29 protein-coding genes are annotated in these 26,419 nt (G+C 57.1%); 13 read left to right on the top strand and 16 right to left on the bottom strand.

The features are described 5' to 3' along the window. The first annotated feature begins 128 nt into the window (after positions 1–128). The 3 genes from ltaE to IYV58_RS08990 all read left to right on the top strand — a co-directional run bounded on the left by ltaE (position 129) and on the right by IYV58_RS08990 (position 3,684). Entirely contained in the window at positions 129–1,130 is a 1,002-nt protein-coding gene (gene ltaE, locus IYV58_RS09000; protein WP_142446175.1) for a low-specificity L-threonine aldolase, read from the top strand. A 10-nt stretch (positions 1,131–1,140) separates the two neighbouring features. Further along, positions 1,141–2,574: a DUF2867 domain-containing protein gene (locus tag IYV58_RS08995; protein ID WP_142446176.1), complete on the top strand. Its 1,434-nt coding sequence runs from the start codon at positions 1,141–1,143 to the stop codon at positions 2,572–2,574. Between the two features lie 96 nt (positions 2,575–2,670). Continuing rightward, complete coding sequence (locus tag IYV58_RS08990; RefSeq protein WP_004130877.1) at positions 2,671–3,684, top strand: NAD-dependent epimerase/dehydratase family protein; 1,014 nt, start codon at positions 2,671–2,673, stop codon at positions 3,682–3,684. On the opposite strand, the gene IYV58_RS08985 is transcribed toward IYV58_RS08990, so the two are convergent. Beyond that, positions 3,681–4,511 (bottom strand): N-acetylmuramoyl-L-alanine amidase, encoded by an 831-nt coding sequence (locus tag IYV58_RS08985; RefSeq protein ID WP_087830070.1) that lies wholly within the window; start codon positions 4,509–4,511, stop codon positions 3,681–3,683. The two genes, IYV58_RS08990 and IYV58_RS08985, sit on opposite strands and share 4 nt — an antisense overlap. Next, positions 4,508–4,831 (bottom strand): heavy metal-binding domain-containing protein, encoded by a 324-nt coding sequence (locus IYV58_RS08980; RefSeq protein WP_004100606.1) that lies wholly within the window; start codon positions 4,829–4,831, stop codon positions 4,508–4,510. Before IYV58_RS08980 ends, IYV58_RS08985 begins: the two co-directional genes overlap by 4 nt. Positions 4,832–4,948: 117 nt before the next feature. Here IYV58_RS08980 and IYV58_RS08975 point away from each other — a divergent pair, with 117 nt between their 5' ends. From IYV58_RS08975 to artJ, 6 genes are all read left to right on the top strand, one after another. Beyond that, positions 4,949–5,464 carry a lipoprotein gene (locus IYV58_RS08975; RefSeq protein ID WP_004130873.1) on the top strand — a complete coding sequence of 172 codons (516 nt, stop codon included), beginning with the start codon at positions 4,949–4,951 and terminating at the stop codon, positions 5,462–5,464. Between the two features lie 227 nt (positions 5,465–5,691). After that, a complete protein-coding gene (gene artP, locus IYV58_RS08970) occupies positions 5,692–6,420 on the top strand; it encodes an arginine ABC transporter ATP-binding protein ArtP (RefSeq protein ID WP_142446177.1) in 729 nt (242 codons plus the stop codon). Between the two features lie 19 nt (positions 6,421–6,439). Then, on the top strand, positions 6,440–7,171 hold the full coding sequence (gene artI / locus IYV58_RS08965) for an arginine ABC transporter substrate-binding protein ArtI (RefSeq protein WP_004130868.1): 732 nt from the start codon (positions 6,440–6,442) through the stop codon (positions 7,169–7,171). A 6-nt stretch (positions 7,172–7,177) separates the two neighbouring features. Then, the gene (gene artQ, locus IYV58_RS08960) at positions 7,178–7,894 is read left to right on the top strand and encodes an arginine ABC transporter permease ArtQ (RefSeq protein ID WP_049087317.1); all 717 of its coding nucleotides are present in this window, start codon (positions 7,178–7,180) and stop codon (positions 7,892–7,894) included. Then, the gene (gene artM, locus IYV58_RS08955) at positions 7,894–8,562 is read left to right on the top strand and encodes an arginine ABC transporter permease ArtM (RefSeq protein WP_004130864.1); all 669 of its coding nucleotides are present in this window, start codon (positions 7,894–7,896) and stop codon (positions 8,560–8,562) included. The genes artQ and artM overlap by 1 nt, the downstream gene beginning before the upstream one ends. 173 nt (positions 8,563–8,735) lie before the next feature. Next, complete coding sequence (gene artJ, locus IYV58_RS08950) at positions 8,736–9,467, top strand: arginine ABC transporter substrate-binding protein ArtJ (protein ID WP_004130862.1); 732 nt, start codon at positions 8,736–8,738, stop codon at positions 9,465–9,467. A gap of 216 nt (positions 9,468–9,683) precedes the next feature. Here the strand turns inward: artJ and IYV58_RS08945 are convergent, their stop codons facing one another. The 12 genes from IYV58_RS08945 to IYV58_RS08890 all read right to left on the bottom strand — a co-directional run bounded on the left by IYV58_RS08945 (position 9,684) and on the right by IYV58_RS08890 (position 20,741). Further along, complete coding sequence (locus tag IYV58_RS08945; protein WP_112165353.1) at positions 9,684–11,156, bottom strand: sensor histidine kinase; 1,473 nt, start codon at positions 11,154–11,156, stop codon at positions 9,684–9,686. Continuing rightward, a complete protein-coding gene (locus tag IYV58_RS08940; RefSeq protein ID WP_049113154.1) occupies positions 11,153–11,869 on the bottom strand; it encodes a response regulator transcription factor in 717 nt (238 codons plus the stop codon). Before IYV58_RS08940 ends, IYV58_RS08945 begins: the two co-directional genes overlap by 4 nt. A gap of 78 nt (positions 11,870–11,947) precedes the next feature. Continuing rightward, positions 11,948–13,078 carry a 23S rRNA (uracil(747)-C(5))-methyltransferase RlmC gene (rlmC, locus tag IYV58_RS08935; protein ID WP_049113152.1) on the bottom strand — a complete coding sequence of 377 codons (1,131 nt, stop codon included), beginning with the start codon at positions 13,076–13,078 and terminating at the stop codon, positions 11,948–11,950. A gap of 42 nt (positions 13,079–13,120) precedes the next feature. Continuing rightward, complete coding sequence (locus IYV58_RS08930) at positions 13,121–13,609, bottom strand: YbjO family protein (RefSeq protein ID WP_004100588.1); 489 nt, start codon at positions 13,607–13,609, stop codon at positions 13,121–13,123. A 57-nt stretch (positions 13,610–13,666) separates the two neighbouring features. After that, positions 13,667–14,512: a putrescine ABC transporter permease PotI gene (gene potI, locus IYV58_RS08925; RefSeq protein ID WP_004130847.1), complete on the bottom strand. Its 846-nt coding sequence runs from the start codon at positions 14,510–14,512 to the stop codon at positions 13,667–13,669. Next, positions 14,509–15,462, bottom strand: coding sequence for a putrescine ABC transporter permease PotH (gene potH, locus IYV58_RS08920; RefSeq protein WP_142446178.1), 954 nt, complete (start codon positions 15,460–15,462; stop codon positions 14,509–14,511). The genes potI and potH overlap by 4 nt, the downstream gene beginning before the upstream one ends. A 10-nt stretch (positions 15,463–15,472) precedes the next feature. After that, a complete protein-coding gene (potG, locus tag IYV58_RS08915; RefSeq protein ID WP_004134592.1) occupies positions 15,473–16,606 on the bottom strand; it encodes a putrescine ABC transporter ATP-binding subunit PotG in 1,134 nt (377 codons plus the stop codon). A gap of 102 nt (positions 16,607–16,708) precedes the next feature. Then, positions 16,709–17,821 carry a spermidine/putrescine ABC transporter substrate-binding protein PotF gene (gene potF, locus IYV58_RS08910; protein ID WP_004130840.1) on the bottom strand — a complete coding sequence of 371 codons (1,113 nt, stop codon included), beginning with the start codon at positions 17,819–17,821 and terminating at the stop codon, positions 16,709–16,711. A 348-nt stretch (positions 17,822–18,169) separates the two neighbouring features. Next, entirely contained in the window at positions 18,170–18,649 is a 480-nt protein-coding gene (locus IYV58_RS08905) for a type III secretion system chaperone family protein (protein ID WP_004130838.1), read from the bottom strand. Positions 18,650–18,738: 89 nt separating this feature from the next. Continuing rightward, positions 18,739–19,641, bottom strand: a complete 903-nt coding sequence (gene rimK, locus IYV58_RS08900) for a 30S ribosomal protein S6--L-glutamate ligase (protein ID WP_004130837.1) — start codon at positions 19,639–19,641, stop codon at positions 18,739–18,741. A gap of 103 nt (positions 19,642–19,744) precedes the next feature. Further along, entirely contained in the window at positions 19,745–20,467 is a 723-nt protein-coding gene (gene nfsA, locus IYV58_RS08895) for a nitroreductase NfsA (protein WP_004130836.1), read from the bottom strand. Beyond that, positions 20,451–20,741, bottom strand: a complete 291-nt coding sequence (locus IYV58_RS08890; protein WP_004130834.1) for a YbjC family protein — start codon at positions 20,739–20,741, stop codon at positions 20,451–20,453. The genes nfsA and IYV58_RS08890 overlap by 17 nt, the downstream gene beginning before the upstream one ends. Before the next feature lie 204 nt (positions 20,742–20,945). Between IYV58_RS08890 and IYV58_RS08885 the strand changes: the two genes are divergently transcribed. After that, positions 20,946–21,209: a GrxA family glutaredoxin gene (locus tag IYV58_RS08885; RefSeq protein WP_004100567.1), complete on the top strand. Its 264-nt coding sequence runs from the start codon at positions 20,946–20,948 to the stop codon at positions 21,207–21,209. Between the two features lie 6 nt (positions 21,210–21,215). On the opposite strand, the gene ybjM is transcribed toward IYV58_RS08885, so the two are convergent. Next, positions 21,216–21,599, bottom strand: coding sequence for an inner membrane protein YbjM (ybjM, locus tag IYV58_RS08880; RefSeq protein WP_004130832.1), 384 nt, complete (start codon positions 21,597–21,599; stop codon positions 21,216–21,218). A 267-nt stretch (positions 21,600–21,866) separates the two neighbouring features. Between ybjM and IYV58_RS08875 the strand changes: the two genes are divergently transcribed. Further along, positions 21,867–23,552, top strand: a complete 1,686-nt coding sequence (locus IYV58_RS08875) for an aspartate:alanine antiporter (protein WP_004134610.1) — start codon at positions 21,867–21,869, stop codon at positions 23,550–23,552. A gap of 157 nt (positions 23,553–23,709) precedes the next feature. On the opposite strand, the gene IYV58_RS08870 is transcribed toward IYV58_RS08875, so the two are convergent. Continuing rightward, positions 23,710–24,252 (bottom strand): TetR/AcrR family transcriptional regulator, encoded by a 543-nt coding sequence (locus IYV58_RS08870; protein WP_004130826.1) that lies wholly within the window; start codon positions 24,250–24,252, stop codon positions 23,710–23,712. A gap of 148 nt (positions 24,253–24,400) precedes the next feature. Between IYV58_RS08870 and IYV58_RS08865 the strand changes: the two genes are divergently transcribed. Both IYV58_RS08865 and IYV58_RS08860 read left to right on the top strand, forming a co-directional pair. Continuing rightward, positions 24,401–25,603: an MFS transporter gene (locus IYV58_RS08865; RefSeq protein ID WP_032721352.1), complete on the top strand. Its 1,203-nt coding sequence runs from the start codon at positions 24,401–24,403 to the stop codon at positions 25,601–25,603. Further along, positions 25,603–26,418, top strand: a complete 816-nt coding sequence (locus IYV58_RS08860) for a Cof-type HAD-IIB family hydrolase (protein WP_004130823.1) — start codon at positions 25,603–25,605, stop codon at positions 26,416–26,418. Before IYV58_RS08865 ends, IYV58_RS08860 begins: the two co-directional genes overlap by 1 nt. Position 26,419 lies beyond the last annotated feature (1 nt).

The raw sequence follows: 26,419 nt of genomic DNA, 5'->3' as shown, positions 1-26,419 counted from the left end.
AATCTTTCGTGGTGCTTCAAGGCGGCAAGCTCGAAAATCCCCGGAAGCATAGATAACTATGTGACCGGGGTTTGAGGGTGCAGTCAACGCAGAGGCTGCGCGAAAGATGAAGTGTACAAGGATATGACATGATTGATTTACGCAGTGATACCGTTACCCGCCCGGGCCGCGCCATGCTGGAAGCCATGATGGCCGCCCCGGTTGGGGATGACGTGTATGGCGATGACCCGACCGTTAACGAACTCCAGCGCTTTGCCGCCGAGCTGGCGGGCAAAGAAGCCGCGATCTTCTTGCCCACCGGCACCCAGGCCAACCTGGTCGCCCTGCTCAGCCACTGCCAGCGCGGCGAAGAGTATATCGTCGGCCAGGGCGCGCATAACTATCTCTATGAAGCCGGCGGCGCGGCCGTACTTGGCAGCATCCAACCGCAGCCCATCGACGCCGCAGCGGATGGCTCCCTGCCTCTGGACAAAGTCGCGGCCAAAATCAAACCGGACGATATTCATTTCGCGCCCACCCGCCTGCTGTCGCTGGAAAATACCCATAACGGCAAAGTGCTGCCGCGTGAATATCTGAAAGAAGCCTGGGAATTTACGCGCCAGCGCGGCCTCGGGCTGCACGTGGACGGCGCGCGTATTTTTAACGCTGTCGTGGACTACGGCTGCGAGCTGCGCGATATCACCCGATACTGCGATTCTTTCACCATCTGTCTGTCCAAAGGTCTCGGCGCGCCGGTAGGCTCACTGCTGGTGGGGAGCGAAGAGTATATTCGCCGCGCGATCCGCTGGCGGAAAATGGTCGGCGGCGGAATGCGTCAGGCCGGGATTCTGGCGGCTGCTGGCCTGTATGCCTTGCAGAACAACGTCGCGCGCTTAAAAGAGGATCACGACAACGCCGCGTGGATGGCGGAGCAGCTGCGCGCCGTTGGCGCCGAGGTGACACGTCATGATACCAATATGCTGTTTGTTCGCGTTGGTGAAGAGCGCGCCGCCGCGCTGGGCGAGTATCTGCGCGAACGCGGGGTGCTGATCAACGCCTCGCCCATCGTGCGCCTGGTGACGCATATTGACGTTAACCGTCAGCAGCTCGCCGAGGTAGTTAACCACTGGCAGGCATTTTTAAACCGTTAAGGAGTCCGGCGTGTCGCAGCGAATTCTGGTGCTTGGCGCCAGCGGTTATATCGGCCAGCATCTGGTGAAACGACTCAGCGAGCAGGGCTTCACCGTTCTGGCGGCGGCACGCCATATCGACAGGCTTAAAAAGCAGCATCTCCCCGGCGTCGAGTGCTATTCGCTCGATTTAAACCAGCCGGACACGCTACCCGCCCTGCTGGCGCAGGCTGACACTCTTTACTATCTGGTGCATGGGATGGGCGAAGGCGGCGACTTTATCCGCCACGAGCGGCAGGTCGCGCTCAACGTTCGCGACGCGCTGCGCGAAACACCGGTGAACGAAGTCATCTTTCTCAGTTCCTTACAAGTGGCGGAGCAGGAGCAATCCGATCATCTGCGCGCTCGCCAGATCACCGGCGATCTGCTGCGCGAATCGGGCGTCCCGGTGGCGGAAGTTCGCGCCGGCATTATCGTCGGCGCCGGTTCCGCCGCCTTCGAAGTGATGCGCGATATGGTTTACAACCTGCCGGTGCTGACGCCGCCGCGCTGGGTACGTTCGCGTACTACGCCGATTGCGCTGGAAAATTTGCTCTACTATCTGCTGCGGTTGCTTGACCATCCGTCCCACGAGCATCGGGTATTTGAAGCTGCCGGGCCGGAAACGTTAAGCTATCAGCAGCAGTTTATCCGCTTTATGGCGGTCAGCGGCAAACGACGCCCGCTGATCCCCATCCCTTTCCCGACCCGCTGGATTTCAGTGTGGTTTCTTAACATGATTACCTCGGTGCCGCCAACCACGGCCAAAGCCCTGATTCAGGGGCTAAAGCACGATCTGATCGCCGACGATCGCGCCCTGCGGGCCTTAATTCCTCAACCGCTTATCGCATTTGATGAGGCGGTGCGCCGCACGCTTAAAGAAGAGGAGCAGTTGGTGAACTCCAGCGACTGGGGCTACGATGCGCAGGCCTTCGCCCGCTGGCGGCCAGAGTACGGCTACTACCCGAAACAGGCGGGCTATACCGTTAACACTTCCGCAAGCCTTGCCGCGCTGTGGGAGGTGGTCAACCAAATCGGCGGCAAAGAGGGCTATTTCTTCGGTAATGTTCTGTGGAAAACGCGCGGGGCGATGGACCTGCTGGTCGGTCATCGGCTGGCAAAAGGTCGTCCGGAAAAGGCGTATCTGCAAACCGGCGATGCGGTAGACAGCTGGAAAGTAATTATCGTCGAACCGGAAAAGCAGCTGACGCTGTTATTCGGCATGAAAGCGCCCGGCCTTGGCCGCCTGAGCTTTACCCTGCGCGATAAAGGCGATCATCGCGAGCTGGACGTGCGCGCCTGGTGGCACCCGCACGGTATGCCGGGGCTTTTCTACTGGCTGCTGATGATCCCGGCGCATCTGTTTATTTTTCGCGGTATGGCGCGACGCATCGCGCACCTGGCGGAGCAAATCACCATCAAATAGAGTATAGGTGCAGAATTCTTTCATGATTCTCATTGCATCACAGTCAGAATCACGGAAAAATGCGCACGAAATTCTTTTGTTTAACAGTGGATCGATATGAAGGTACTGGTTACCGGTGCGACCAGCGGATTGGGCCGCAACGCGGTGGAATATCTGCGTAACAGGGGCATTAGCGTCAGAGCGACCGGGCGAAACGAAGCGATGGGTAAGCTTCTGAGCAAAATGGGCGCAGAGTTCGTCCCTGCGGACTTAACCGAGCTGGTCTCTTCACAGGCCAAAGTGATGCTCGCCGGTATCGACACCCTGTGGCACTGTTCCAGCTTTACCTCGCCGTGGGGCACCCAACAGGCCTTCGATTTAGCTAACGTCCGCGCGACTCGCCGTCTCGGCGAGTGGTCGGTTGCCTGGGGCGTGCGCAACTTCGTGCACATCTCTTCACCGTCGCTCTATTTTGATTATCACCATCATCGCGATGTTAAGGAAGATTTTCGCCCGCAGCGTTTCGCCAACGAATTCGCCCGCAGCAAAGCGGCAAGTGAAGATGTGATCCATCTTCTGGCGCAGGCCAACCCGAATACCCGTTTTACGATCCTGCGGCCGCAGAGCCTGTTTGGTCCGCATGATAAAGTGTTTATCCCACGGCTGGCGCAAATGATGCAGCACTACGGCAGCGTTCTGTTGCCGCGCGGCGGCAGCGCGCTGGTGGATATGACCTACTATGAAAACGCGGTACACGCGATGTGGCTCGCCAGCCAGCCCCAGTGCGACCTCCTGCCCTCGGCCCGCGCGTACAACATTACTAACGGCGAACCGCAAACCCTGCACAGCATCGTACAGAAACTCATTGATGAGCTGGGAATAAAGTGCCGCATCCGTTCGGTCCCTTACCCGATGCTGGATATTATTGCCCGCAGCATGGAGCGCTTTGGCAATAAGTCAGCTAAAGAGCCCGCCTTTACCCACTACGGCGTCTCTAAGCTGAACTTTGATTTCACCCTTGATATCTCCCGCGCCCAGCAGGAGCTAGGCTACCGGCCGGTTGTCACGATGGATGAGGGCATTATCCGTACCGCCGCCTGGTTGAAGGACCACGGTAAGCTGCACTATTAACCCCGGCCATACTTTTCCAGCAGCGCTTCGGCTATCGCCAGGGTTTGGGCATCAGCAACCCCGTCCCAGCGCTCGGGGCGGAAGTGCATCTGGAAAGCCATAATGACCCGCTTCTGCTGCGCAGGGGTCATGTCCGGCGTCACCTGATAGCCGTAGCGAGACAGCACGTCCAGCAGCGCTGCGGCGTCGACTGGCTCGTATGACGGGCGCCCCTGCAGATAAAACGCCACGCGCCGGGCATCCGGCCATGCGCCAATTCCCTGTTCGGCCAGCCTGCGCCACGGGAACAGCGGCCCCGGATCGTCTTTACGCTGCGGGGCGATGTCCGCATGGGCGACCACGTTCTGCGGCGCGATATGGTAGCGGGCGATAATGTCTTTCGCCAACGGGATCAGAGCGTCAATTTGCGCCGGATTAAACGGCGTGAAGCTTTTGCCCCCGGCCGTTTTTTGCCAGCCGCGATTCTCCAGCTCAATACCAATCGAGGTATCGTTAATACGCGTGCTGCCGCGCCAGAAGCTGACGCCCGCATGCCAGGCCAGATCCTCTTCCGGCACCAGCTGCCAGATCCGCGGTTTGCCTCCGTGCAGCGGCGGTATCTCCGGGATCAGGTAGTGAGAGCTCACCTGGTTATCCGTCAGCGTCGCCAGCGAAACGTCGAAATCATCGGCGGTGTAGTGGATCACCAATACTTTGATGCGCGGATAAGCCGCCTGCGCCGGGTGGCGCGTATCCAACTGATAGCCGTCGCGATCGATAATGCCCTTTTCCGTCGCGCAGCCCGCCAGCAGCAGCGCCAGCAGGACGCCTGCCCGGCAAATTCTCATCGGCGGGTCTTCACCGCAGTGCCGCTAACGCTGACCATCAGCATGCTGCTATCTTTACCGACGGTTTCGTAGTCAATATCAATGCCGACCACCGCATTGGCGCCCAGCGCCTTCGCCTGCTCGCTCAGTTCTTCAAAGGCGATTTCACGGGCTTTACGCAGCTCCTTTTCATAGGCGCCGGAACGACCGCCGACGATGTCGCGGATACTGGCGAAAAAATCGCGGAATACGTTGGCGCCGAGAATCGCTTCCCCGGTGACGACGCCGCAGTATTCGATGATGGGTTGACCTTCGAGGGTTGGCGTAGTTGAAAATTGCATGTTCAAACTCCTTCTTTAGCGTTCAATGCGTTAGCTCTCAGGGTCAAGCACAATCCCTATCTGATACACTATGCTTGTACAGATATTCTAACGTAGTGAGCTCATAAGGAAATCATCATGCGCTACAAAGTTCTTGCATTAGTCCTCCCCTGCGCGCTGGCGCTCAGCGCCTGTACTACCGTCACGCCTGCCTACAAAGATAACGGCACCCGCAGCGGCCCCTGCATCGAAGGCGGCCCGGATGACGTGGCGCAGAAGTTTTATGACTATCAGGTGCAGCATCGCAACAGCGATTTAACCGCGCTGCGTCCGTACCTGAGTGACGGTCTGGCAAAACTGCTGAATGACGCGCGTCAGGACCCGTCTAACAACGCCCTGCTGCAGTCAAACCTGTTCTCAAGCAGCACAACGCCCGCCGACAGTGCCGATGTCGCCAGCGCCTCGACCATCCCTAATCGCGACGCGCGCAATATTCCCCTGCGCGTGGAGCTGAAACAGGGCACTCAAAGCTGGAAAGACGAAGTGCTGATGATTCAGGAAGGCCAGTGCTGGGCCGTGGATGACGTGCGCTACCTCGGCAACAACGCCCATGCGCCGGCGGGCTCCCTGCGTCAGAGTCTCGAAAAACGCTAATCTGGGCACTAGTCCGCTCAGGCCGAATGAAATAACCCCGGTAAAATGTCGGCATTTCCGCTGGTAATGCCGACATTGACTTCTCCCACCTTCACGAAGCCATATTTTGTGCTAAATTTAAATGTAAACATGGTTTACATTTAACTTTTAACGCATAAATATTGCATAACTATTCTGCCAAAGGTACTATTTGCGGCCTCAATTGCTATATGTATCAGACTGCCCAGATGAGCATTAAATTAAACGGCATTAATTGCTTCTACGGCGCGCACCAGGCGCTGTTCGACATCACGCTGGATTGCCCGCAGGGGGAAACGCTGGTGCTGCTCGGCCCAAGCGGTGCCGGTAAAAGCTCGCTGCTGCGCGTCCTCAATCTGCTGGAGATGCCGCGTTCCGGTACGCTGCATATCGCCGGAAATCATTTCGACTTTACCAGAGCGCCTTCTGACAAAGCCATTCGCGAGCTGCGCCAGAACGTGGGTATGGTTTTCCAACAGTACAATCTGTGGCCGCATCTGACCGTGCAGCAAAATCTGATTGAAGCTCCCTGCCGCGTGCTCGGTTTGAACAAAGATCAGGCTTTAGCCCGCGCTGAAAAGCTGCTCGAACGTCTGCGCCTGAAACCCTATAGCGATCGCTACCCGCTGCATCTTTCCGGTGGCCAGCAGCAGCGTGTGGCCATTGCCCGCGCCCTGATGATGGAACCGCAGGTTCTGCTGTTCGATGAACCCACGGCAGCGCTCGATCCAGAAATCACCGCCCAGATCGTCAGTATTATCCGCGAACTGGCTGAAACCGGCATTACGCAGGTTATCGTCACCCACGAAGTGGAAGTGGCGCGCAAAACAGCCAGCCGCGTGGTCTATATGGAAAATGGCCATATCGTTGAACAAGGTGATGCAGGCTGCTTTGCGCATCCGCAGACCGACGCGTTTAAAAACTATCTTTCACATTGATGTTTTCGGGGAAATGACGATGAAAAAAGTACTGATTGCCGCTCTTCTTGCGGGCATGAGCCTCTCCGCTACCGCAGCCCAGACCATTCGTTTCGCCACCGAGGCTTCCTACCCTCCGTTTGAATCGATCGATGCCAATAACAAAATTGTCGGCTTTGACGTCGATCTGGCGAACGCCCTGTGTAAAGAAATTGATGCGACCTGCACCTTTACCAACCAGGCCTTCGATAGCCTGATCCCCAGCCTGAAGTTCCGTCGTTTCGATGCGGTCATGGCCGGGATGGACATCACTCCTGAGCGTGAAAAGCAGGTGCTGTTCACCACCCCATACTATGAGAACTCTGCGCTGTTCGTCGGCCAGCAGGGTAAATTCACCAGCATTGATGCCCTGAAGGGTAAAAAAGTCGGCGTGCAGAACGGCACGACTCATCAGAAATTCATCACCGACAAACACCCGGAAATCACTACCGTTCCTTACGACAGCTACCAGAATGCGAAGCTGGACCTGCAGAACGGCCGTATTGACGCGGTATTCGGCGATACCGCCGTAGTGACCGAATGGCTGAAGAGCAATCCGAAGCTGGCCGCGGTGGGCGACAAGGTTACCGATAAAGACTACTTCGGCACCGGTCTCGGCATTGCGCTACGCCAGGGCAATACCGAACTGCAGCAGAAATTTAACGCTGCGCTGGAAAAAGTAAAAAGCGATGGGACTTACCAGTCTATCTATAACAAATGGTTCCAGAAGTAACGCTGAATGAACGAATTTTTTCCATTAGCAAGCGCCGCCGGGATGACCGTCGGCCTTGCCGTTTGCGCCCTGATCATCGGCCTGGTGCTGGCGATGCTGTTTGCCGTCCTCGAGTCGGTGAAGCTGCGCCCGGTCGCCTGGCTCGCAACCGGCATTGTCACCCTTTTACGCGGACTACCGGAAATTCTGGTGGTTCTGTTTATCTATTTTGGTTCCTCACAGCTGCTGCTGACCCTCTCTGACGGCTTTACGATCAATCTCGGCTTTGTGCAGATCCCGGTACAGATGCAGATTGAAAATTTTGACGTCAGCCCGTTCCTCTGCGGAGCTATCGCGCTTTCTCTGCTGTATGCCGCTTACGCATCGCAGACCCTGCGCGGAGCGCTAAAGGCTGTTCCGCAAGGGCAATGGGAATCCGGCCAGGCGCTGGGACTATCGAAAGCCGCTATTTTCTTTCGCTTAGTGATGCCGCAAATGTGGCGTCACGCGCTGCCGGGTCTCGGTAACCAGTGGCTGGTGCTGCTGAAGGATACCGCGCTGGTGAGCCTGATCAGCGTCAACGACCTGATGCTGCAAACCAAAAGCATCGCCACCCGTACCCAGGAGCCGTTTAACTGGTATATCATCGCGGCGGCAATCTATCTGGTCATCACCCTGTTGAGTCAATACATCCTGAAACGTATTGACCAGCGTGCGACGCGCTTCGAACGGAGACCGGGCTGATGCTTGATTACTTACCCGAACTGCTAAAAGGGCTGCATACCAGCCTGACGCTGACGGCGGCCTCTATCGTCGTGGCGCTGATTCTGTCGCTGATCTTTACCATTATCCTGACGCTAAAAACGCCGGTGCTGGTGTGGATCGTGCGCGGCTATATCACGCTGTTTACCGGCACGCCGCTGCTGGTGCAGATCTTCCTGATTTACTACGGCCCGGGACAGTTCCCGTCGCTGCAGGAGTATCCGGTACTTTGGCATCTGATTTCCGAGCCCTGGCTCTGCGCGCTGATCGCTCTTTCTCTCAATAGCGCCGCCTATACCACGCAGCTGTTTCATGGCGCCATTCGCGCCATCCCGGATGGACAGTGGCAATCCTGCGGCGCGCTGGGAATGAGCAAGAAAGATACCCTGGCGATCCTGCTGCCGTACGCCTTTAAACGCGCCCTCTCCTCCTACTCCAACGAAGTGGTGCTGGTGTTCAAGAGTACGTCTCTGGCCTACACCATTACCCTGATGGAAGTGATGGGTCACAGCCAGCTGCTCTATGGGCGTACCTATGATGTGATGGTGTTCGGCGCCGCCGGTATTGTCTACCTGGTGGTCAACGGCCTGCTGACGCTGCTGATGCGCCTGATTGAACATAAAGCGCTGGCGTTTGAGCGACGTAATTAAAATCGCATAAGTAGCCAGACCAAGACGGATAAGTTCACTGAATTATCCGTCTTTTTTTAAATTAATAAAAATAATCATTCATCTTTATTGAATACAAATTCATTTGATGGCATTGTTAGACCCAGCCGCAGACACGGCACAACATCATAAGATTGACCGACGGGAGTTCCACAATGAAAAAGTTAGTTATGGCCGCACTGCTTAGCTCTTTCGCCTTTGGCGCCGCTGCCGCAGAAAAAATCAGCTTTGGCGTTTCCGCAACTTACCCACCGTTTGAATCCATGGACGCCAATAACCAAATCGCCGGTTTCGATATCGACCTGGCGAACGCGCTGTGCAAACAGATGCAAGCCGAGTGTACTTTTACCAACCATGCTTTCGACAGCCTGATCCCGGCGCTCAAATTTAAGAAATATGATGCGGTCATTTCCGGTATGGATATTACCCCTGAGCGCAGCAAGCAGGTGGCGTTTACCGACCCGTACTACGCCAACTCCGCGCTGGTTATCTCGAAGAAAGATGCCTTCCACTCTTTTGACGATCTGAAAGGCAAGCGCATCGGGATGGAAAACGGCACCACGCACCAGAAATACCTCCAGGATAAACATCCTGAGGTGAAAACCGTGGCTTACGATAGCTACCAGAATGCGTTTATCGACCTGAAAAATGGTCGTATTGATGGAGTGTTTGGCGATACCGCCGTGGTCAACGAGTGGCTGAAAACCAACCCGCAGCTGGGCGCGGCGACGCCAAAAGTGACCGACGCGCAGTACTTCGGCACCGGCCTCGGCATTGCGGTACGCCCGGATAACAAAGCGCTGCTGGAAAAACTGAACGCCGCGCTGAAGGCGATTAAAGCCGACGGCACTTACGACAAAATCAGCAAGCAGTGGTTCCCGGAGTAAGCATTTCCCGAAGGCGGCGCTTCACGCGCCTGTCCGGGCTACCGGCCTACAGACAGCCGTGGTCCCGTAGCCCGGTCAAGGCAGCGCGGCCCGGGAAGCAGCCGCACCGAAGCATCACTCCCAGTGCATTCCCCGGGTTGCGGCGTAAACGCCCTACCCGGGCTACCGGTTAGCGGACGGCGGTAAACCGGTATCCCAATCGGCCAATCCGCAACCTTACACCGGCAGGGTAAACTGGAAACAGGCCCCTACCGGCGCATCAAGCAGGCGAATATCGCCGCCGTGGAGCTGCAGCATCCGTCGCACAATCATCAACCCCAATCCTCCTCGTGATGCGCTTTGCGCGCCAGGCTCCAGCACCGAAGGCCTTTCGAACAGCGTTGCCCGCAGCTCACTGCCGATGCCCGGCCCGCTATCGGCCACCTCAACGATAAACTCCGGTCCTGAGCGACGCGCCGCCAGGCGGATAAGCCCGCCTTCCGGCGTATGGCGAATGGCGTTATCGAGCAGATTAGTCAGCACCCGCTCAATCATCGAGAGATCCGCGGTTATCGGCGGTAGCCCGGTGGCCAGCTCCAGCCGTAGACCGATATTGCGCGTCGCGATTGGCAGGTCGAATTTTTGCGCCACATCCTGCACCAGCTCGGCCAGTACGAAGGTTTCCGGCTGCAGCTTAATCCCGCCGTGCTCCAGGCGAGCCAGCTCAAAAAGCTGCTGAGACAGATGGCGGACTTTGTTGCCCTGACGTAGGGCGATATTCAGATACTGCTTATTCTCCTCCATCGTCAGGCGATCGGCCTTCAGGCTTAACGTTTCCAGATATCCCAGCAAAGAGGTAAGCGGCGTGCGTAAATCGTGGGAGATATTGGCGACAAATTCCCGCCGCTGACGATCGCTGTCAGCCAGACGATCCCACTGCCCGGCAATCTGGCGGGCCAGTTCAATAAAGCGATTATGCAGCACAGCCACTTCATTTCCGGGGTTCGCCTCCGGGGTTTGCGCCGCCAGCGCCTTGATCGCATGAATACTGTCCTGGCTGTCGGTTGCCACCAGCGCGGTGAGCTGACGCACCGGGCGCGTTACCCAGAACCAGGCAAGCCAGCCAGCCAGCCCGCCGAGAACGGCCACCAGCAGCAGAGTCCACAGCAGCAGGCTCCACAAGGTTTTCTGCCAGGCGCTCGCCGCCAGTTCATTAAAGGTTTCACCCTGCAGGATAATGTAGAGATAGCCGCGCAGCTGGCCGTCCTGGCGCAGCGGCGCGACGCTAAACACCTTTTGCTTATCAAGGCTGCGCGGATCGTCGCCGTACACCGGCCAGGCGCCGCCGGAAAGAAACGTTTGCACCGGCGCCAGATCGATGCGCTGACGCTTAATATGCCCCGGCGGCGCGGCGTCGGCCAGCAGCTCGCCGTCGGGCGAAAGCAGATACAGCTCCACGCTGGGATTAAAGGTCATCAGCCGGTCAAAAAGCGGCTTCAGCATCCGGCGATCAACCTGCCCCTGAGCGTCCAGCAGCGGCTCGCGGGCGGCGATCTGCTGCGCCAGCCCGGCGGAGAGACGCTGGACCATGACATTGCCGTACTGCGCGCTGCTGTACAGCTGGATCAGACAAACGGCTATGGCACAGAGCAGCAGCAGTGAGGTAAACACCAGCGCCAGGCGCTGGCTGAGGCTGAGACGGCGGATCATGGCTGCGCCTCTTTGCGCTCCACGGCAAATTTATAGCCTTTTCCCCAGACGGTCAGAATGATGTCCGGCTCCGCCGGGTCGCGCTCAATTTTGGTACGCAGGCGGTTGATATGGGTATTGACCGTATGCTCATAGCCGTCGTGCTGATAGCCCCACACCCGATCGAGCAGCTCAAGGCGGGAAAAGACCTCCCCCGGATGGCGGGCAAAGTAGTAGAGCAGATCGAACTCACGCGGGGTCAGATCCACCGTCTCGCCGCGCAGCTTAACCTCGCGCGACAAGGGGTCAATGCTTAAACCATGGCTAACGATACGACCGACATCCATCAGCAGATTCTGCCCCATCGCCTCCTGACGACGGAACACCGCTTTAACCCGGGCGGTCAGTTCGAGAATCGAAAACGGTTTGGCCAGGTAATCATCCGCTCCCATCTCCAGCCCCTGTACCCGCTGGGTTTCGCTGGCGCGAGCGCTGATAATAATCACCGGCAGATAGCGGGTTTGCTGACGAATGCGGCGACAAATTTCCAGACCGTCGACGCCCGGTAGCATCAGGTCGAGGATCACCGCATCCCAAAGCTCTTTTTCCAGCAGGCGCAGGGCCTGCGCCCCGTCTGCCACGTGGACTATCTGATAGCCCTCATCCAGCAGATTCAGGCGCAGCAGCGCGGCGATATCTTCATCATCTTCAACCAACAGGATTTTTTTTGCCACCGGCAGCACTCCGCTATTCTTACGTTCTGATTAGCCAAGCTTACCCGATCTTCAGCACCTGAAGAGTTCACATTTTGTTTATACTTCGCGAACCAGCAGGGTCAGCACCTCATAATGGGCGGTGTGGGGGAACATATCGAACAGCTGGACGCACTCAATACGATAACCGCTCAAGCGAGCAATATCTTTCGCCATCGTCCGGGCGCTGCAGCTGGAATAGATAATAAACTCCGGCGCCATACGGCTTAAATACGCGCATAGCTCGTCGCCGATGCCGCGACGCGGCGGATTCACCAGCACCAGATCCGGGATCTCGCCTTCGCCGGTGGCAAACTGCGTGGAATCAAGCGCCTGGAAATGCAGGTTATGCAGGCCGAGCTCTGCCGCCGACTGCTTCGCGCAGGCGATCGCCTCCGGGGCAATTTCAATCCCGGTCAGGCGCATATCCGGTGTGGCGCAGTGCAGACCAAAGCCGCCGACGCCGCAGAACAGATCCCACATATGGTTGACCGGCAGCTGACGCACCCAGTCGCGAGCGGTGGCATACAGACGGCTGGCTACCACAGGGTTGGTCTGAAAGAAGCTTTGCGGGCGGATCCACAGCGGCACGCCGTTGAAATTTTCCGCCAGCGCCTGCTGGTCGGTAAGGAAAATTTCCCGCTCTCCTTCCATGATGGCCATATGTACCGGCTGAATATTGGCGGTAATGACTTTCAACTGCGGCAGCAGCGCCTGCAGCGCCGGCAGCGCGGCGCGCAGCTGGGCAAGCTTGGTCTCCGAACGCAGGACAAAGCGCAGCATCATACCGCCGTCGAGCCGGCTTTCGGTCAGCAGAATGTACTTCAGCTCTCCGCGCCTGCGGGCAACGTTATAGGGCGTGAGCCCAGCGCGGGCGATAAACGGCTTGAGCGCCGCGAAGACGGGCGCGAAGCTTTGCGGATAAAGCGGGCAGTCGGTCAGGTCTTCCGGGGCGCCATCACGGTGCAGCATCCCGAGCAGCGGGCGCTCCACGCTACCGCTGACCACCATTTTCGCTTTGTTGCGAAACCCGCTTTCCGGCCCGCAAACCGGTGCGCACCATTCAGCGACGGGCGCATCGGCGAGAAGCGCGCGCAGATCGGCCATTTTATCGGCGAGCTGTTGGGATACCGGCAGTTCCAGCCACTGGCAGGAGCGGCAGCGGCCCGCGTCATAAAGTGCGCAATGCATAACAAGACCTTCAAAAAAACAGGGGCGGGGATTGTATCACCGTTACTGTAAACGGAAAAAGCGTCGGCACGGGGCCGGCACAAACAGCATCGCCAGCACCAGCAGATCCGGTAGTTTTTGCAGCACCAGGGAGCGAAAGATTTCGCGCTTCGATTCCCCGGCAATACTAAACAGCTCGGGATAACCGTAGCCCAATGACGCGGCCCACAGGTAGCCAATCACGATAATCTGCGTCAACAAGAACAGCCAACGCGCCCAGTTGCGCCCTTTTACCAGCGAAAACGCACACCAGATTTCAATAAACACCAGCACCAGACTTGAGAGAAACACCAGCGTGAGCGCCCACGTCTGCACGCTGCGATGGACAAAATCCGCGATTCCCTGAACGCCAAGCTGATTGAGGATCATCAGCAAATCCAGGCCGCGGATTAAAATAATGGCGAAGGCCGCCACCTGCACCAGCGCAGGAACGTTAAGACGAGCATGAGACGAACGCGTTTTAGTAAACAATCCCAACGTAAAGTCTTCCATGAAAACGGCGCCTCAAGTGCGGCGCCGATGTTAACTCTATTGCAGATTTTAGGTGGTTCAGCCGCTTCTTGCACGCTGGATATCGCGCACCCGCTGCTTTTCCGCGCGGGCCATCAAATACCAGGCGATAAAACCAACAATCCCGACCACGCCGAGGATTAACGTCGCCAGGGCGTTAATCTCCGGGTTGACCCCCATGCGCACGCTGGAGAAGACCAGCATCGGCAGCGTCGTCGCCCCTGGTCCGGAAACAAAGCTGGCTATGACAAGGTCGTCGAGCGACAGCGTAAAGGCCAGCAGCCAGCCGGAGACCACCGCCGGCATAATCATCGGCAGCGTAATGACGAAAAAGACCTTCAGCGGCGCGGCGCCCAGATCCATCGCCGCCTCCTCAATAGAGTGGTCAAGCTCACGCAGGCGCGATGAAATGACCACCGCGACGTACGCGGTACAGAAGGTGACGTGCGCCAGCCAGATGGTCAGCATGCCGCGATCCGACGGCCAGCCAATGGAATGCCCCAGCGCCACAAACAGCAGCAGCAGCGACAGGCCGGTAATCACATCGGGCATCACCAGCGGCGCGGTGATCATAAAAGCAAAGCCGTTTGAACCGCGGAAGCGGCCAAAACGCACCATCACTACCGCGGCAATGGTACCGAGGATCACCGCCGCCGTCGCGGCGCAGGCGGCAATGGTCAGACTTAAGCCTACCGCGCTCATCATCGCATCGTCATGAAACAGCTCGCGATACCAGCGTGTCGACCACCCGGCCCATACCGTCACCAGCTTTGAGCTGTTGAACGAGTAAATCACCAGCATCAGCATCGGCGCATACAAGAAGGTAAAGCCGAGCAGCAGTATTAAAATTCGCCACGGCGAACGGACTACCGGCAAATTATTCATCCGTGTTCCCCCACCTGTTTTTGCTGATGCTTGTGGAACCACATTATCGGCACGATCAGCAGCAACAGCATCACAATCGCCACCGCCGAGGCGACCGGCCAGTCGCGGTTATTGAAGAACTCCTGCCACAGCACGCGGCCAATCATAATGCTGTCCGGGCCGCCCAGCAGTTCCGGGATAACGAATTCCCCGACCGCCGGAATAAACACCAGCATCGACCCGGCAATAATCCCGCCTTTGGTGAGCGGAACGATGACCTGGAAGAAAGTCTTCAGCGGTCGGGCGCCCAAATCCAACGATGCCTCAACCAGCGAGTAATCGATACGCGTGAGAGCGGTATAGATCGGCAGCACCATAAACGGCAGATAGGCGTAGACAATACCGATATAGACCGCCAGGTTGGTGTGCAGGATCTCCAGCGGCTGGTCGATGACCCCCAGCCACAGCAGGAAGTTATTGAGCACGCCGTTGCTTTTCAGCAGCCCCATCCAGGCATAGACGCGGATCAGGAACGAGGTCCATGACGGCAGGATCACCAGCAGCAGCAGGATATTTCGCGTCGATGGCTTACTGTGCGCCACCGCCCACGCCAGCGGATACCCCAACAGCAGGCAGCAGAACGTCGAGATCGCCGCCACCTGAAGCGACTGCAGATAGGCTTCAAAATAGAGCGGATCGTCGGTGAGCTGCAGGAAATTCGCGAGATTCAGCGTCAACGTGAGCTGACCGTCGGCCCACTCCAGCAGGTCGGTGTACGGCGGGATCGCCCGCGCCATCTCCGCCAGGCTGATTTTAAAAACAATCAGGAACGGCAGAAGGAACAGCAGGATCAGCCACACGTAGGGCAGCGCAATAACCAGCTTGCGCCCGTGGGCCATCTGCAGTCGCGCCAGCCATAGCGCAAAACCGCCCGGTTTATTTACGCCTGACGGGGGTTCTAATGTACTCATCGCCCTCTCCTTACACCGTCAACACGACGCAGCTATCGGCATCCCAGCATAAACGCACCTCATCACCCCAGGTTGGCGCCCCTTTACGGTAACGATGTTCGTTCTGCAGCTGAGCGCTCAGCATCTGCCCGCTTTTCAGGCGCACATGGTAGATAGACAGGTCGCCGAGATAGGCTATATAGATAACCTCGCCCACCGCGAAGTTATAGCCATCCGCGGGCGGGTCCTCGCAGAGCATGATTTTTTCCGGGCGCAGGGCCACCCACACCGGGACGTTATCAACGACGGAGGCATCGGGATCGACCTTCAGCGGATGGGTCAGGCCCGGGGAGTCCAGCACCAGGCCATCTTCCTGCCGCTCTTTCACCAGCCCTTCAAAGACGTTGACCGAGCCGATAAACTCCGCGCTGTAGCGGGTGGTCGGGTGTTCATAGATTTCCTCCGGCTCGCCGATTTGCACGAACTTACCGCGGTTCATAATGGCGATACGCCCCGCCATGGTCATCGCTTCTTCCTGATCGTGGGTCACCATCACGCAGGTGACGCCGACGCGCTCAAGAATATCGACGACTTCCAGCTGCATCCGATCGCGCAGCTTTTTATCCAGCGCCCCCATCGGCTCATCAAGCAGCAGCAGTTTCGGTCTTTTCGCCAGACTGCGGGCCAGGGCCACGCGCTGACGCTGGCCGCCGGAGAGCTGATGCGGTTTACGTTTTGCAAACTCCTGCATATGCACCAGCGCCAGCATCTCCTGCACCCGGCTGGTGATTTCGGCCTTGGGCAATTTGTCCTGCTTGAGGCCAAAGGCGATATTCTGCTCAACCGTCATATGGGGAAACAGCGCGTAGGACTGGAACATCATATTAATCGGCCGCTGATACGGCGGCACCCGCGCCAGATCGACGCCATCCAGGACAATCTGTCCGGCGGTGGGCTGTTCAAAACCTGCCAGCATGCGCAGCAGGGTTGACTTGCCGCAGCCGGATGCGCCCAGCAGAGCGAAAATTTCGCCTTTATAAATAGTGAGATTGACGTCGTCGACGGCGTGCTGACCGTCAAACGATTTGGTTAAATTACGGATTTCCAGTAGCGGGGTCAGCGCTTTAGGGGTTTTCGCCTGCGGGCGAGGAATCACATCATTCACGGGGTGTTCTCCGGCAGAAATCAAATCATGGTGCAGGCGCACCATCGCGGTGCGCCTGTTGCCGACAGCGCGAGGCATCGTCGGCCTACAACTCACGGAGAATTACTTACCGCTTTTCACCTTCGTCCATGCGCGAGTACGCACGCGGTCAATTTTCGGATCCTGGACTTTCAGCGTGAACAGCTTGGCGAAGACGTCAGCCGGCGGGTAAATAGCCGGGTTATTGCGGATCTCTTCGCTGACCAGCGGGAGAGAGGCTTTATTGCCGTTAGCGTAATAGACATGATCGCTGATGTGGGCGATAACATCCGGGCGCATCAGATAGTTGAGGAACTGATAAGCCTCATCTTTGTTTTTCGCATCGGCTGGCATCGCGAAGACGTCAAAGAACGCCAGCGCCCCCTCTTTCGGAATAAAGTAGGAAACATTAACGCCATTCTTCGCTTCTTTCGCCCGGTTAGCCGCCTGCCATACGTCGCCCGCCCAGCCGATAGCGACGCAGATATCGCCATTCGCCAGGTCATTGATGTACTGTGAGGAGTGGAAATAGCGAATATTCGGCCGCAGCTTCAGCAGCAGGTCGGTGGCCGGGCCGGTGTAATCGTCGGCTTTGCTGCTGTTAGGATCTTTGCCGAGGTAGTTCAGCACGGTAGCGAAAATCTCTTCCGGAGCATCCAGGAAAGAGACGCCGCAGCTTTTCAGTTTCTCCAGGTTTTCCGGCTTCATCACCAGATCCCAGCTGTCCAGCGGCGCATCTTTGCCCAGCACCGCTTTCACTTTATCGATGTTATAGCCAATACCGGTGGTCGCCCACAGGTACGGGACCGCGTATTTATTGTCCGGGTCGTGCTTCGCTACCAGCTTCAGCACTTCCGGATCGAGATTTTTCCAGTTGGGAAGTTTGCTCTTATCCAGCGGCTGGAAAACCCCTGCCGCCAGCTGGCGCTCAAGGAAGCTCGCCGACGGCACCACAAGGTCAAAACCGGTGCTGCCCGCCATGAGCTTACCTTCCAGCACTTCGTTGGAATCAAAGACGTCATACACCACTTTAATGCCGGTCTCTTTTTCAAAATTCGCCACCGTATCCGGCGCAATATAATCAGACCAGTTATAAACATGCAGGGTTTTTTGTTCGGCTGCGAGCGAACCGGCAGAAACGGCCATCAGCGCACCCGTAACCAGACCTGTTAACCATTTTTTACCAAAGGCGGTCATATCTCTTATTCCTTCTCAATGCCCGTTAACAAGCGGGCTGAATATACGCACTTGTTCGCATGCAATAATCATGCATATTTTTTCATTGCCTAAGAAAAGGAGAGAGGACCTCTCCCGGAATGGTTGCCCGCAACTGGAAGCAGCGTCAGAATAACTGTAGCCAGAATAAGAGGCTATACCCCAGGTAAAAAAACGGCTTTTATCAATTTTTTATGCAATAAGGGTCTATGTGATAAGCCGAAAGCGGCAGAATGGCGGTGAAAAATTCTTTGCAGGAAGGTTAATAGCAGAATAAAAGCACGTAATACGCAGCCGCCATGGCAGTGGCTGCGCTATTTTTCGACAGGCTTAGTGAAGAAAATGGTACTGAATATTCTCAGCCGCCGGCTCTTCTTCCTCGGACTTATACAGCACCTGATTGGCGCTGGCCTCAAGGATAACCATAGAAATCTGTTCTTCGCTCTGGCGGAAAAACCACGCGAACTGGTCGAGGGTCACGCCGACGCCGACGGTCAACGCCTGACACACCACCAGTTTCGGCAGATTATCGTCCTGAATATCGAGGAAAGCTTTGACCGTCAACGAACTGGCGTTAATCGCAGAAAGATCGGCGGAAAGCGGCAATAGCGCGGAGGGTTTCACCTCAGCCAGCGCAGAGAAAAGCACCACGTTATCCACCAGGTCAAGTTTGGCATCAAAAATGCCTTCGAAATTTTGCATATGCGGCAGGTGCAGTGCCTGGCAGGAATCACACTCAAAAAAGCTGATGCCCAATTCGTCGAGCCATTGACGTAATGTATCAAGACCCGGAACGACCAGTGAATCCATATGACCTGTGACCTCTTACTGTGAAAAATGCGACGCCATAGCTTACGCAAAAAAAGCGTCCTGTTCCATGACGGTGTCGTGAAAGGGAATTATCCGCCCATTTTCAGACAAAATCCGGGCGTGGCTTGCCGTTCGATCCAGGCGATCATTTTGCTAGCGATATCGACGCCGGTAGTGGTTTCAATCCCTTCCAGGCCAGGAGAAGCATTGACCTCCATCACCAGAGGACCGCGCGCGGCGCGCAGAATATCAACGCCAGCGACGTCCAGCCCGAGCGTCTGCGCGGCCTTGATGGCCATTTCACGCTCCTGCTCGCTGATAAACGCCACCGACGCTACGCCGCCGCGATGCAGGTTAGAGCGAAAATCTCCCTCCTTCGCCCGCCGCTCAATCGCCGCCACGACCTCATTGCCCACCACGAGGCAGCGCACGTCCCGGCCTTTCGCCTCGGCGATATACTCCTGCACCAGAATATGCGCATTCAGACCGCGAAAAGCATCAATGACGCTCTCTGCCGCCTGCCGCGTTTCGGCCAGTACGACGCCGATGCCCTGAGTGCCCTCCACCAGCTTTACCACCAGCGGCGCGCCGCCAACCATCGCGATCAGGTCGCTGGTATCGTCTGGCGAATGGGCAATCCCGGTGAGCGGCAGGTCGATTCCCTGACGCGCCAGTAGCTGGAGCGAACGAAGCTTATCGCGGGCGCGGGTGATAGCGACGGACTCATTGAGCGGATAGCTGCCCAGCAGTTCAAACTGACGCAGCGCCGCGGTGCCGTAGTAGGTAATCGCCGTGCCGATGCGCGGGATGACGGCGTCAAAATGCGGGAGCTGGCGGCCTTTGTAGTGAATCGATGAGGCCACCGGACTGACGTTCATATAGCAGGAAAGCGGATCGAGGATTTCCACCTGATGTCCGCGTTTTTGCGCGGCTTCACGCAGGCGTCGACATGAATAAAGCGTTCCATCCCGGGATAATATGGCAATTTTCACCCTGCACCTCTGCGAAAAGACCCGCTCCGGCGGGCCTTTGGTAGTCAATGAGCGCTGACCTGCGGAATTTCCTTACGTCAGACCGGGGGCAGTTTACACGCAATCAGCGCGTAGCCCATCCCTGCTTATGCAGATATTCCAGAATAAATGGACGGCTCTCTTTAACGATAGTCCTGCGGATATGATCGCTCCAGGTATCGCGACGCGTGTTGCTGCCGCGCGAGAGATAATACTGCGCTATCTGCTCGTCATATTCCGCAAGGACCGTCTCATCCAGCGGCTGATAGTGATTTTCATGCACCAGCATCGCCGACGGCATGCGCGGTTTCACTTCCGGATTATCATCCGGCCAGCCAAGGCACAGGCCAAACAGTGGCAGTACGTGCTGCGGGAGCTTAAGCAGTTCGGTCACCGCATCGATATTGTTGCGCAGGCCGCCGATATAGACACCGCCCAGCCCAAGGGATTCCGCCGCCACCAGCGCATTCTGCGCCAGAAGAGCGGTATCGACGCAGCCCAGCAGCAGTTGCTCGGCGAGGCCCAGTTGAGCGTCCGGGCAGATTTGCAGATTGCGGTTAAAATCAGCGCAGAATACCCAAAACTCCGCGGCCTGCGCCACGTGCTGCTGGCCGCCGCTCAGCGGGACCAGCTGTTGACGTATTTCCGGGTCGGTAACGCGAATAATTGAGGAACATTGTAAAAAACTGGAGCTGGAAGCGCCCTGCGCGCTGGCAATAATCGCAGCGCGCTGTTCGTCGCTTATCGGCGCGTCGGTAAAATGGCGAATAGAACGGTGGCTACGCAGCAGCTCAATGGTCGGCGTCATCTCGTTTTTCTCTGTCAGGCAATGAGGAAGGTGGGGTTTTCGTGTGCGTCAACTGCGGGGCAATGACTTGCGCCACGCGCCAGATTAACGCCACGGCGGCCGGGAGCATCAGCAGGATCCCCGCGAAGATCATCAGCAGCGCCGCCGTCGGGCTGGAAAACGGCGCGGGCAGGCTGACGTACTGGTTGAGCGAGAGCCAGGCCAGGGTCAACAGCACCATGCCGATAATCTCAACTACCAGAATGCTTGTGGGTAATGCAGCGGGCGATCGCATAACGCTCCTCCGGTCCAAATCATGCACGCTCCCGGGCAAAAACGGGTCGCGTATCAGGCCAGTATAGCGGTTTCATCAGCAGAGTATTTAACAAACATAGCCTTAAGCCATCGAAGCAAAAGGCAGAACCTTCTTTCCCTCGTCGACATAACGCGGCATGATACCCGCCATTCGCCATCCGGCTGAGGTTTAAGGAGAGAGACTATGTTTACGGTAATTTTTGGTCGTCCAGGCTGCCCCTATTGCGTTCGCGCCAAAGAGCTGGCGGAAAAACTGAGCAATGAGCGCGATGATTTTAACTATCGCTACATTGATATTCACGCAGAAGGTATCAGCAAAGCCGATCTGGAAAAAACCGTGGGTAAACCGGTAGAAACCGTACCGCAGATTTTTGTCGATCAGAAGCACATTGGCGGCTGCACTGACTTTGAAGCCTGGGCGAAAGAGAATCTCGGCCTGTTCGCCTGAGACAGCTCACTCCTCTGACGAGTGTTTGCGTCTGGTATCAAGCCAGGCGCAAATGAACAAAAAGCACAGCGCGCCCAGCGCGCACCAGAATACCGCGCTAAATAACCACGCCAGTTCCTGCCAGAAAGAACGCTGGGTCACAAAGAAAAGCCGCATGACCACCAGACAGACGGGCGCAGCCAGCATCGCGCCGATAAGCGGACGAATGACCCGCTGTCCGGGAGAAAGGCAGCTTGCCGCCGCACCGGGTAGCAAAAAGAACAGCAGCCCGAGCTCAGGGTTACCGGTAGCCCGAAAGGCGCCTTTCATATGTAACAGTAGTGACAAACAAACCACAATAAATAGAAAGAACCCACAGATAATACCGGCCCAAGCACGCTCAGATTTCACGACATCCTCCTGATTTTGCCTCTAACCAACTTCCACTTCGCCCAGTCAGATAAAGATTCTGGCAATCCATGCCAATAAAAGATCCCGTCAATGTAAAAACGATTGTTACTAGCCGCAGCCTCCAGGAAGGATTAAACTGTCGACTATATTTTGCTGGTTATAACGGGATGCCAGAATAGCGTTCGGGACAACGCGAACACTGGACCAACCTTAGACCAAATAACCATTTCCTTCAACAACTTACTAGTAAATGAGAAGTTGGCTTTCGTGAATATAAACGTCGCAGATTTGTTAAACGGGAATTACATCCTGTTATTGTTCGTTGTACTAGCATTAGGACTCTGCCTCGGGAAACTGCGTCTCGGGTCGGTACAACTTGGTAATTCCATTGGCGTTTTAGTCGTTTCCCTATTATTAGGGCAGCAGCATTTCAGTATTAACACTGACGCCCTCAATCTCGGCTTTATGTTGTTTATTTTCTGCGTCGGCGTGGAGGCGGGACCTAACTTTTTTTCTATTTTTTTTCGCGATGGGAAAAATTACCTGATGCTCGCGCTGGTGATGGTCGGCAGCGCGATGCTGATCGCCATGGGGCTGGGTAAGCTATTCGGCTGGGATATCGGCCTGACGGCAGGGATGCTCGCCGGCGCCATGACCTCTACCCCCGTGCTGGTTGGCGCCGGAGATACGCTGCGCCACTTCGGTCTGCCCAGCGACCAGTTAGCCCTTTCGCTCGATCATCTGAGTCTCGGCTATGCCCTGACCTATCTGGTTGGCCTGGTCAGCCTGATCGTCGGCGCCCGTTATATGCCGAAGCTGCAGCATCAGGATTTGCAGACCAGCGCCCAGCAAATCGCCCGCGAGCGCGGCCTCGATACCGACTCCCGGCGTAAGGTGTACCTGCCGGTGATCCGCGCCTACCGCGTCGGCCCGGAGCTGGTGGCATGGGCTGATGGCAAAAACCTGCGCGAGCTAGGCATTTACCGCCAGACCGGCTGCTACATTGAACGCATCCGCCGCAACGGCATTCTGGCGAATCCGGACGGCGATGCGGTGCTGCAGATGGGCGACGATATCGCGCTTGTGGGCTATCCGGATGCCCACGCCCGCCTCGACCCAAGCTTCCGTAACGGCAAAGAAGTCTTCGACCGCGATCTGCTCGATATGCGCATCGTCACCGAAGAGATCGTGGTCAAAAACCACAACGCCGTCGGCCGCCGCCTGGCGCAGCTAAAGCTTACCGATCACGGTTGCTTCTTAAACCGCGTTATCCGCAGCCAGATCGAAATGCCGATCGACGACAACGTCGTGCTCAACAAAGGCGATGTGCTGCAGGTTAGCGGCGACGCGCGTCGCGTCAAAACCGTCGCGGATCGGATCGGCTTTATCTCCATCCACAGCCAGGTAACCGATCTGCTCGCCTTCTGCGCCTTCTTTATCGTTGGCCTGATGATCGGCATGATCACCTTCCAGTTCAGCTCGTTCAGCTTCGGCATCGGTAACGCCGCCGGTCTGCTATTTGCCGGCATCATGCTCGGCTTCCTGCGCGCCAACCATCCGACGTTCGGCTATATCCCGCAGGGGGCGCTGAATATGGTGAAAGAGTTCGGCCTGATGGTATTTATGGCCGGCGTGGGGCTCAGCGCCGGCGCCGGCATTAATAACGGCCTCGGCGCCGTCGGCGGTCAGATGCTGGCGGCAGGCCTTATCGTCAGCCTGGTGCCGGTGGTTATCTGTTTCCTGTTCGGCGCGTACGTACTGCGCATGAACCGCGCAATGCTCTTCGGCGCCATGATGGGCGCCCGCACCTGCGCGCCGGCGATGGAAATCATCAGCGATACCGCGCGCAGCAATATTCCGGCGCTGGGATACGCGGGGACCTACGCTATCGCTAACGTGTTGTTAACCCTGGCGGGTACGCTGATTGTCATCATCTGGCCGGGGCTACAGTAAACTTTTCAGAAAAAAAACGCGTATACGCAGAACTTTTTTTGCTGGCATCAGTCATAAGTAGTGCCACTGCTTTTCTTTGATGTCCCCATTTTGTGGAGCCCATCAACCCCGCCATTTAGGTTCAAGGTTGATGGGTTTTTTGTTTTCTGCTCCCAGCTCACTCCCCCGCCAGTCGGTCGACCATCAGTCGAATCGCTTCTCTTGATAGCGGCGCTCTGTCGGTCACGAAGTGCAGCGTCATCCCCTCGATAAAGGCGTCAAGCCCGCGGGCCGTGGCCGGTTCAAACCACTGCTCAAGGGTCTGCTGGCTGCGCAGCATCCAGTTCTGCATGACCGCTTTTAAATTCGGCTGGCTGCTGCAAAAAGCATACAGCTGATACATCAGCTCCATATTGCGCGCGGTGGTGACCTGGGCGCTAAAAATCAGTTCGGCAATGGCGTCACAAGCCTCCCGGCGATTATGCACATCGGCAAAAAACTGCTGATACTGCGCCGACATCTGGCCGGTAAACAGGCTGAACGCTTCTTCGACCAGCGCCTCAATGCCGCTGAAATAGTAGGTCAGCGAGCCCAGCGGCACGCCCGCGCAGGTGGCGATTTTCCGGTGCGTAACCGCATGAATGCCGTGTATCGCGATCGTGTCCAGCGTCGCCTGCAAAATCCGCTCCCGCCGCTGCGGGTCGTTTGGTCGACGGGCCATACTTTTTCCTCTTTCATTTAATATGCCTCAGGCTGAATCGAATCATAGAGGTCAATAAAAAAGCATTCCTCAGCAAGCAACCTGGATGTACAAATGTACACAACCTTGCTACTGTTGTCTGCATCTCTTCACTCTCGGGCATTTACGGATGACAGCGCAAACCTCACGCAGAGCCCTTCAGCTAAGGCTGTGGGCGCTCTTCATGTTCTTTTTTATCCCCGGATTACTCATGGCCTCATGGGCCACCCGCACGCCGGCGATTCGCGATCTGCTCGCGCTATCGACGGCGGAAATGGGGATTGTATTATTTGGACTCTCAATAGGTTCGATGAGCGGCATCCTCTGCTCAGCGTGGCTGGTCAATCGATTCGGCACCCGTAAAGTGATTCGCGCCACCATGTCGTGCGCGGTGGTCGGTATGCTTGTGCTCAGCGCCGCGCTATGGTTCACATCGGCGGTGCTGTTTGCCATTGGCTTAGCCATCTTCGGCGCCAGCTTTGGCTCAGCGGAAGTGGCGATTAACGTCGAAGGCGCCGCCGTTGAACGCGAAATGAATAAAACCGTCCTGCCAATGATGCATGGTTTCTACAGCTTCGGCACGCTCGTCGGCGCCGGGATTGGCATGGCGGTAACCGGCTTCGGCCTGCCCGCCGCGCCGCACATCCTGCTGGCGGCGCTGGTGGCCGTCGCCCCCATTGCTATCGCCATTCGCGCGATTCCTGAAGGCACCGGCAAAAATGCGGCGGAAGCGGCGCGCCATGAAGGCAAAGGCCAGCCGATCTGGCGCGATGCCCAGCTGCTGCTGATTGGCGTAATCGTCCTGGCCATGGCCTTTGCCGAAGGCTCCGCCAACGACTGGCTGCCGCTGCTGATGGTGGACGGCCACGGCTTCAGCCCGACCTCCGGCTCGCTGATTTACGCAGGCTTCACCCTCGGCATGACCCTCGGCCGCTTTACCGGCGGCTGGTTTATTGACCGCTACAGCCGGGTGACGGTGGTACGCGCCAGCGCGGTGATGGGCGCGCTCGGTATTGGCCTGATTATTTTTGTCGACAACCCGTGGGTCGCCGGTCTCTCCGTACTATTATGGGGCCTCGGCGCGTCGCTGGGCTTCCCGCTGACCATTTCCGCCGCCAGTGACACCGGCCCCGATGCGCCGAAGCGCGTCAGCGTGGTGGCGATTACCGGCTACCTCGCCTTCCTCGTCGGGCCGCCGCTGCTGGGCTTCCTCGGCGAACACTTCGGCCTGCGCAGCGCCATGATGGTGGTGCTGGCACTCGTGCTGGTCGCGGCCATCGTCGCCCGCGCGGTAGCGAAGCCACAATCTGAACCCGTGATGGAGAACAGTTAATGAGCATCAAAATGATTGCGGTAGACATGGATGGCACCTTTCTGAGCGATGCCAAAACCTATAACCGTCAGCGTTTCCTCGCCCAGTATGCGCGGATGCGTGAGCAGGGCATCCGCTTCGTCGTCGCCAGCGGCAACCAGTATTACCAGCTCATCTCCTTCTTCCCTGAGGTGGCGCACGAAATCGCTTTTGTCGCCGAAAACGGCGGCTGGGTGGTCAGCGCCGGCGAGGACGTGTTTAACTGCCGGATGCCGCAGGAACATTTCAATACCGTTATCGACCATCTCCAGACGCTGGCCAACATTGAAATTATCGCCTGCGGTAAGCGCAGCGCTTACACCCTCAACCGCTATAACGATGAGCTGAAAGCGGTCGCGGCGAAGTACTATCATCGCCTCGAAATGGTCGACGATTTTAATCATATTGCTGATGATGAAATTCTGAAATTCGGACTCAACGTGCCGGACCAGCTGATCCCGCAGATTCAGCCGAAGCTGCACGCCGCGCTTGGCGATATGGTGACCGCGGTCGCCACCGGCTACGGCAGCATTGACCTGATTATTCCCGGGGTGCATAAAGCCAACGGACTGCGCATCCTGCAGGAACGCTGGGGCATCGAGAACCATGAAGTGGTGGCGTTTGGCGATAGCGGCAATGATATCGAAATGCTGCAGCACGCCGGATTCGGTTTCGCGATGGCCAACGCCGCCGCGCCGGTGAAGGCCGTCGCCGGCTACCGTGCCCCGCACAATAACGAAGAAGGCGTGCTGCATATTATTGATAAAGTACTGAATCGCGAAGCGCCGTTCGCCTGAG

This window comes from Klebsiella sp. BDA134-6 (assembly GCF_015601345.1).
In the GTDB taxonomy this organism is placed as follows: Bacteria; Pseudomonadota; Gammaproteobacteria; order Enterobacterales; family Enterobacteriaceae; genus Klebsiella; species Klebsiella grimontii.
This window is presented reverse-complemented; position numbering and strand designations above follow the sequence as displayed.

Bases quoted from the DNA above. Each gene is read 5' to 3' on its own strand.
- IYV58_RS08905 (WP_004130838.1), bottom strand. From the start codon at position 18,649: ATGGATTCACTGGTCGTTCCGGGTCTTGATACATTACGTCAATGGCTC.
- nfsA (WP_004130836.1), bottom strand. From the start codon at position 20,467: ATGACGCCGACCATTGAGCTGCTGCGTAGCCACCGTTCTATTCGCCAT.
- artP (WP_142446177.1), top strand. From the start codon at position 5,692: ATGAGCATTAAATTAAACGGCATTAATTGCTTCTACGGCGCGCACCAG.
- artM (WP_004130864.1), top strand. From the start codon at position 7,894: ATGCTTGATTACTTACCCGAACTGCTAAAAGGGCTGCATACCAGCCTG.
- potF (WP_004130840.1), bottom strand. From the start codon at position 17,821: ATGACCGCCTTTGGTAAAAAATGGTTAACAGGTCTGGTTACGGGTGCG.
- IYV58_RS08945 (WP_112165353.1), bottom strand. From the start codon at position 11,156: ATGATCCGCCGTCTCAGCCTCAGCCAGCGCCTGGCGCTGGTGTTTACC.
- IYV58_RS08885 (WP_004100567.1), top strand. From the start codon at position 20,946: ATGTTTACGGTAATTTTTGGTCGTCCAGGCTGCCCCTATTGCGTTCGC.
- IYV58_RS08975 (WP_004130873.1), top strand. From the start codon at position 4,949: ATGCGCTACAAAGTTCTTGCATTAGTCCTCCCCTGCGCGCTGGCGCTC.
- IYV58_RS08990 (WP_004130877.1), top strand. From the start codon at position 2,671: ATGAAGGTACTGGTTACCGGTGCGACCAGCGGATTGGGCCGCAACGCG.
- ltaE (WP_142446175.1), top strand. From the start codon at position 129: ATGATTGATTTACGCAGTGATACCGTTACCCGCCCGGGCCGCGCCATG.
- IYV58_RS08870 (WP_004130826.1), bottom strand. From the start codon at position 24,252: ATGGCCCGTCGACCAAACGACCCGCAGCGGCGGGAGCGGATTTTGCAG.
- potI (WP_004130847.1), bottom strand. From the start codon at position 14,512: ATGAATAATTTGCCGGTAGTCCGTTCGCCGTGGCGAATTTTAATACTG.
- IYV58_RS08985 (WP_087830070.1), bottom strand. From the start codon at position 4,511: ATGAGAATTTGCCGGGCAGGCGTCCTGCTGGCGCTGCTGCTGGCGGGC.
- artQ (WP_049087317.1), top strand. From the start codon at position 7,178: ATGAACGAATTTTTTCCATTAGCAAGCGCCGCCGGGATGACCGTCGGC.
- artI (WP_004130868.1), top strand. From the start codon at position 6,440: ATGAAAAAAGTACTGATTGCCGCTCTTCTTGCGGGCATGAGCCTCTCC.
- IYV58_RS08980 (WP_004100606.1), bottom strand. From the start codon at position 4,831: ATGCAATTTTCAACTACGCCAACCCTCGAAGGTCAACCCATCATCGAA.
- IYV58_RS08930 (WP_004100588.1), bottom strand. From the start codon at position 13,609: ATGGAAGACTTTACGTTGGGATTGTTTACTAAAACGCGTTCGTCTCAT.
- IYV58_RS08865 (WP_032721352.1), top strand. From the start codon at position 24,401: ATGACAGCGCAAACCTCACGCAGAGCCCTTCAGCTAAGGCTGTGGGCG.
- IYV58_RS08890 (WP_004130834.1), bottom strand. From the start codon at position 20,741: ATGCGATCGCCCGCTGCATTACCCACAAGCATTCTGGTAGTTGAGATT.
- artJ (WP_004130862.1), top strand. From the start codon at position 8,736: ATGAAAAAGTTAGTTATGGCCGCACTGCTTAGCTCTTTCGCCTTTGGC.
- potH (WP_142446178.1), bottom strand. From the start codon at position 15,462: ATGAGTACATTAGAACCCCCGTCAGGCGTAAATAAACCGGGCGGTTTT.
- IYV58_RS08860 (WP_004130823.1), top strand. From the start codon at position 25,603: ATGAGCATCAAAATGATTGCGGTAGACATGGATGGCACCTTTCTGAGC.
- rlmC (WP_049113152.1), bottom strand. From the start codon at position 13,078: ATGCATTGCGCACTTTATGACGCGGGCCGCTGCCGCTCCTGCCAGTGG.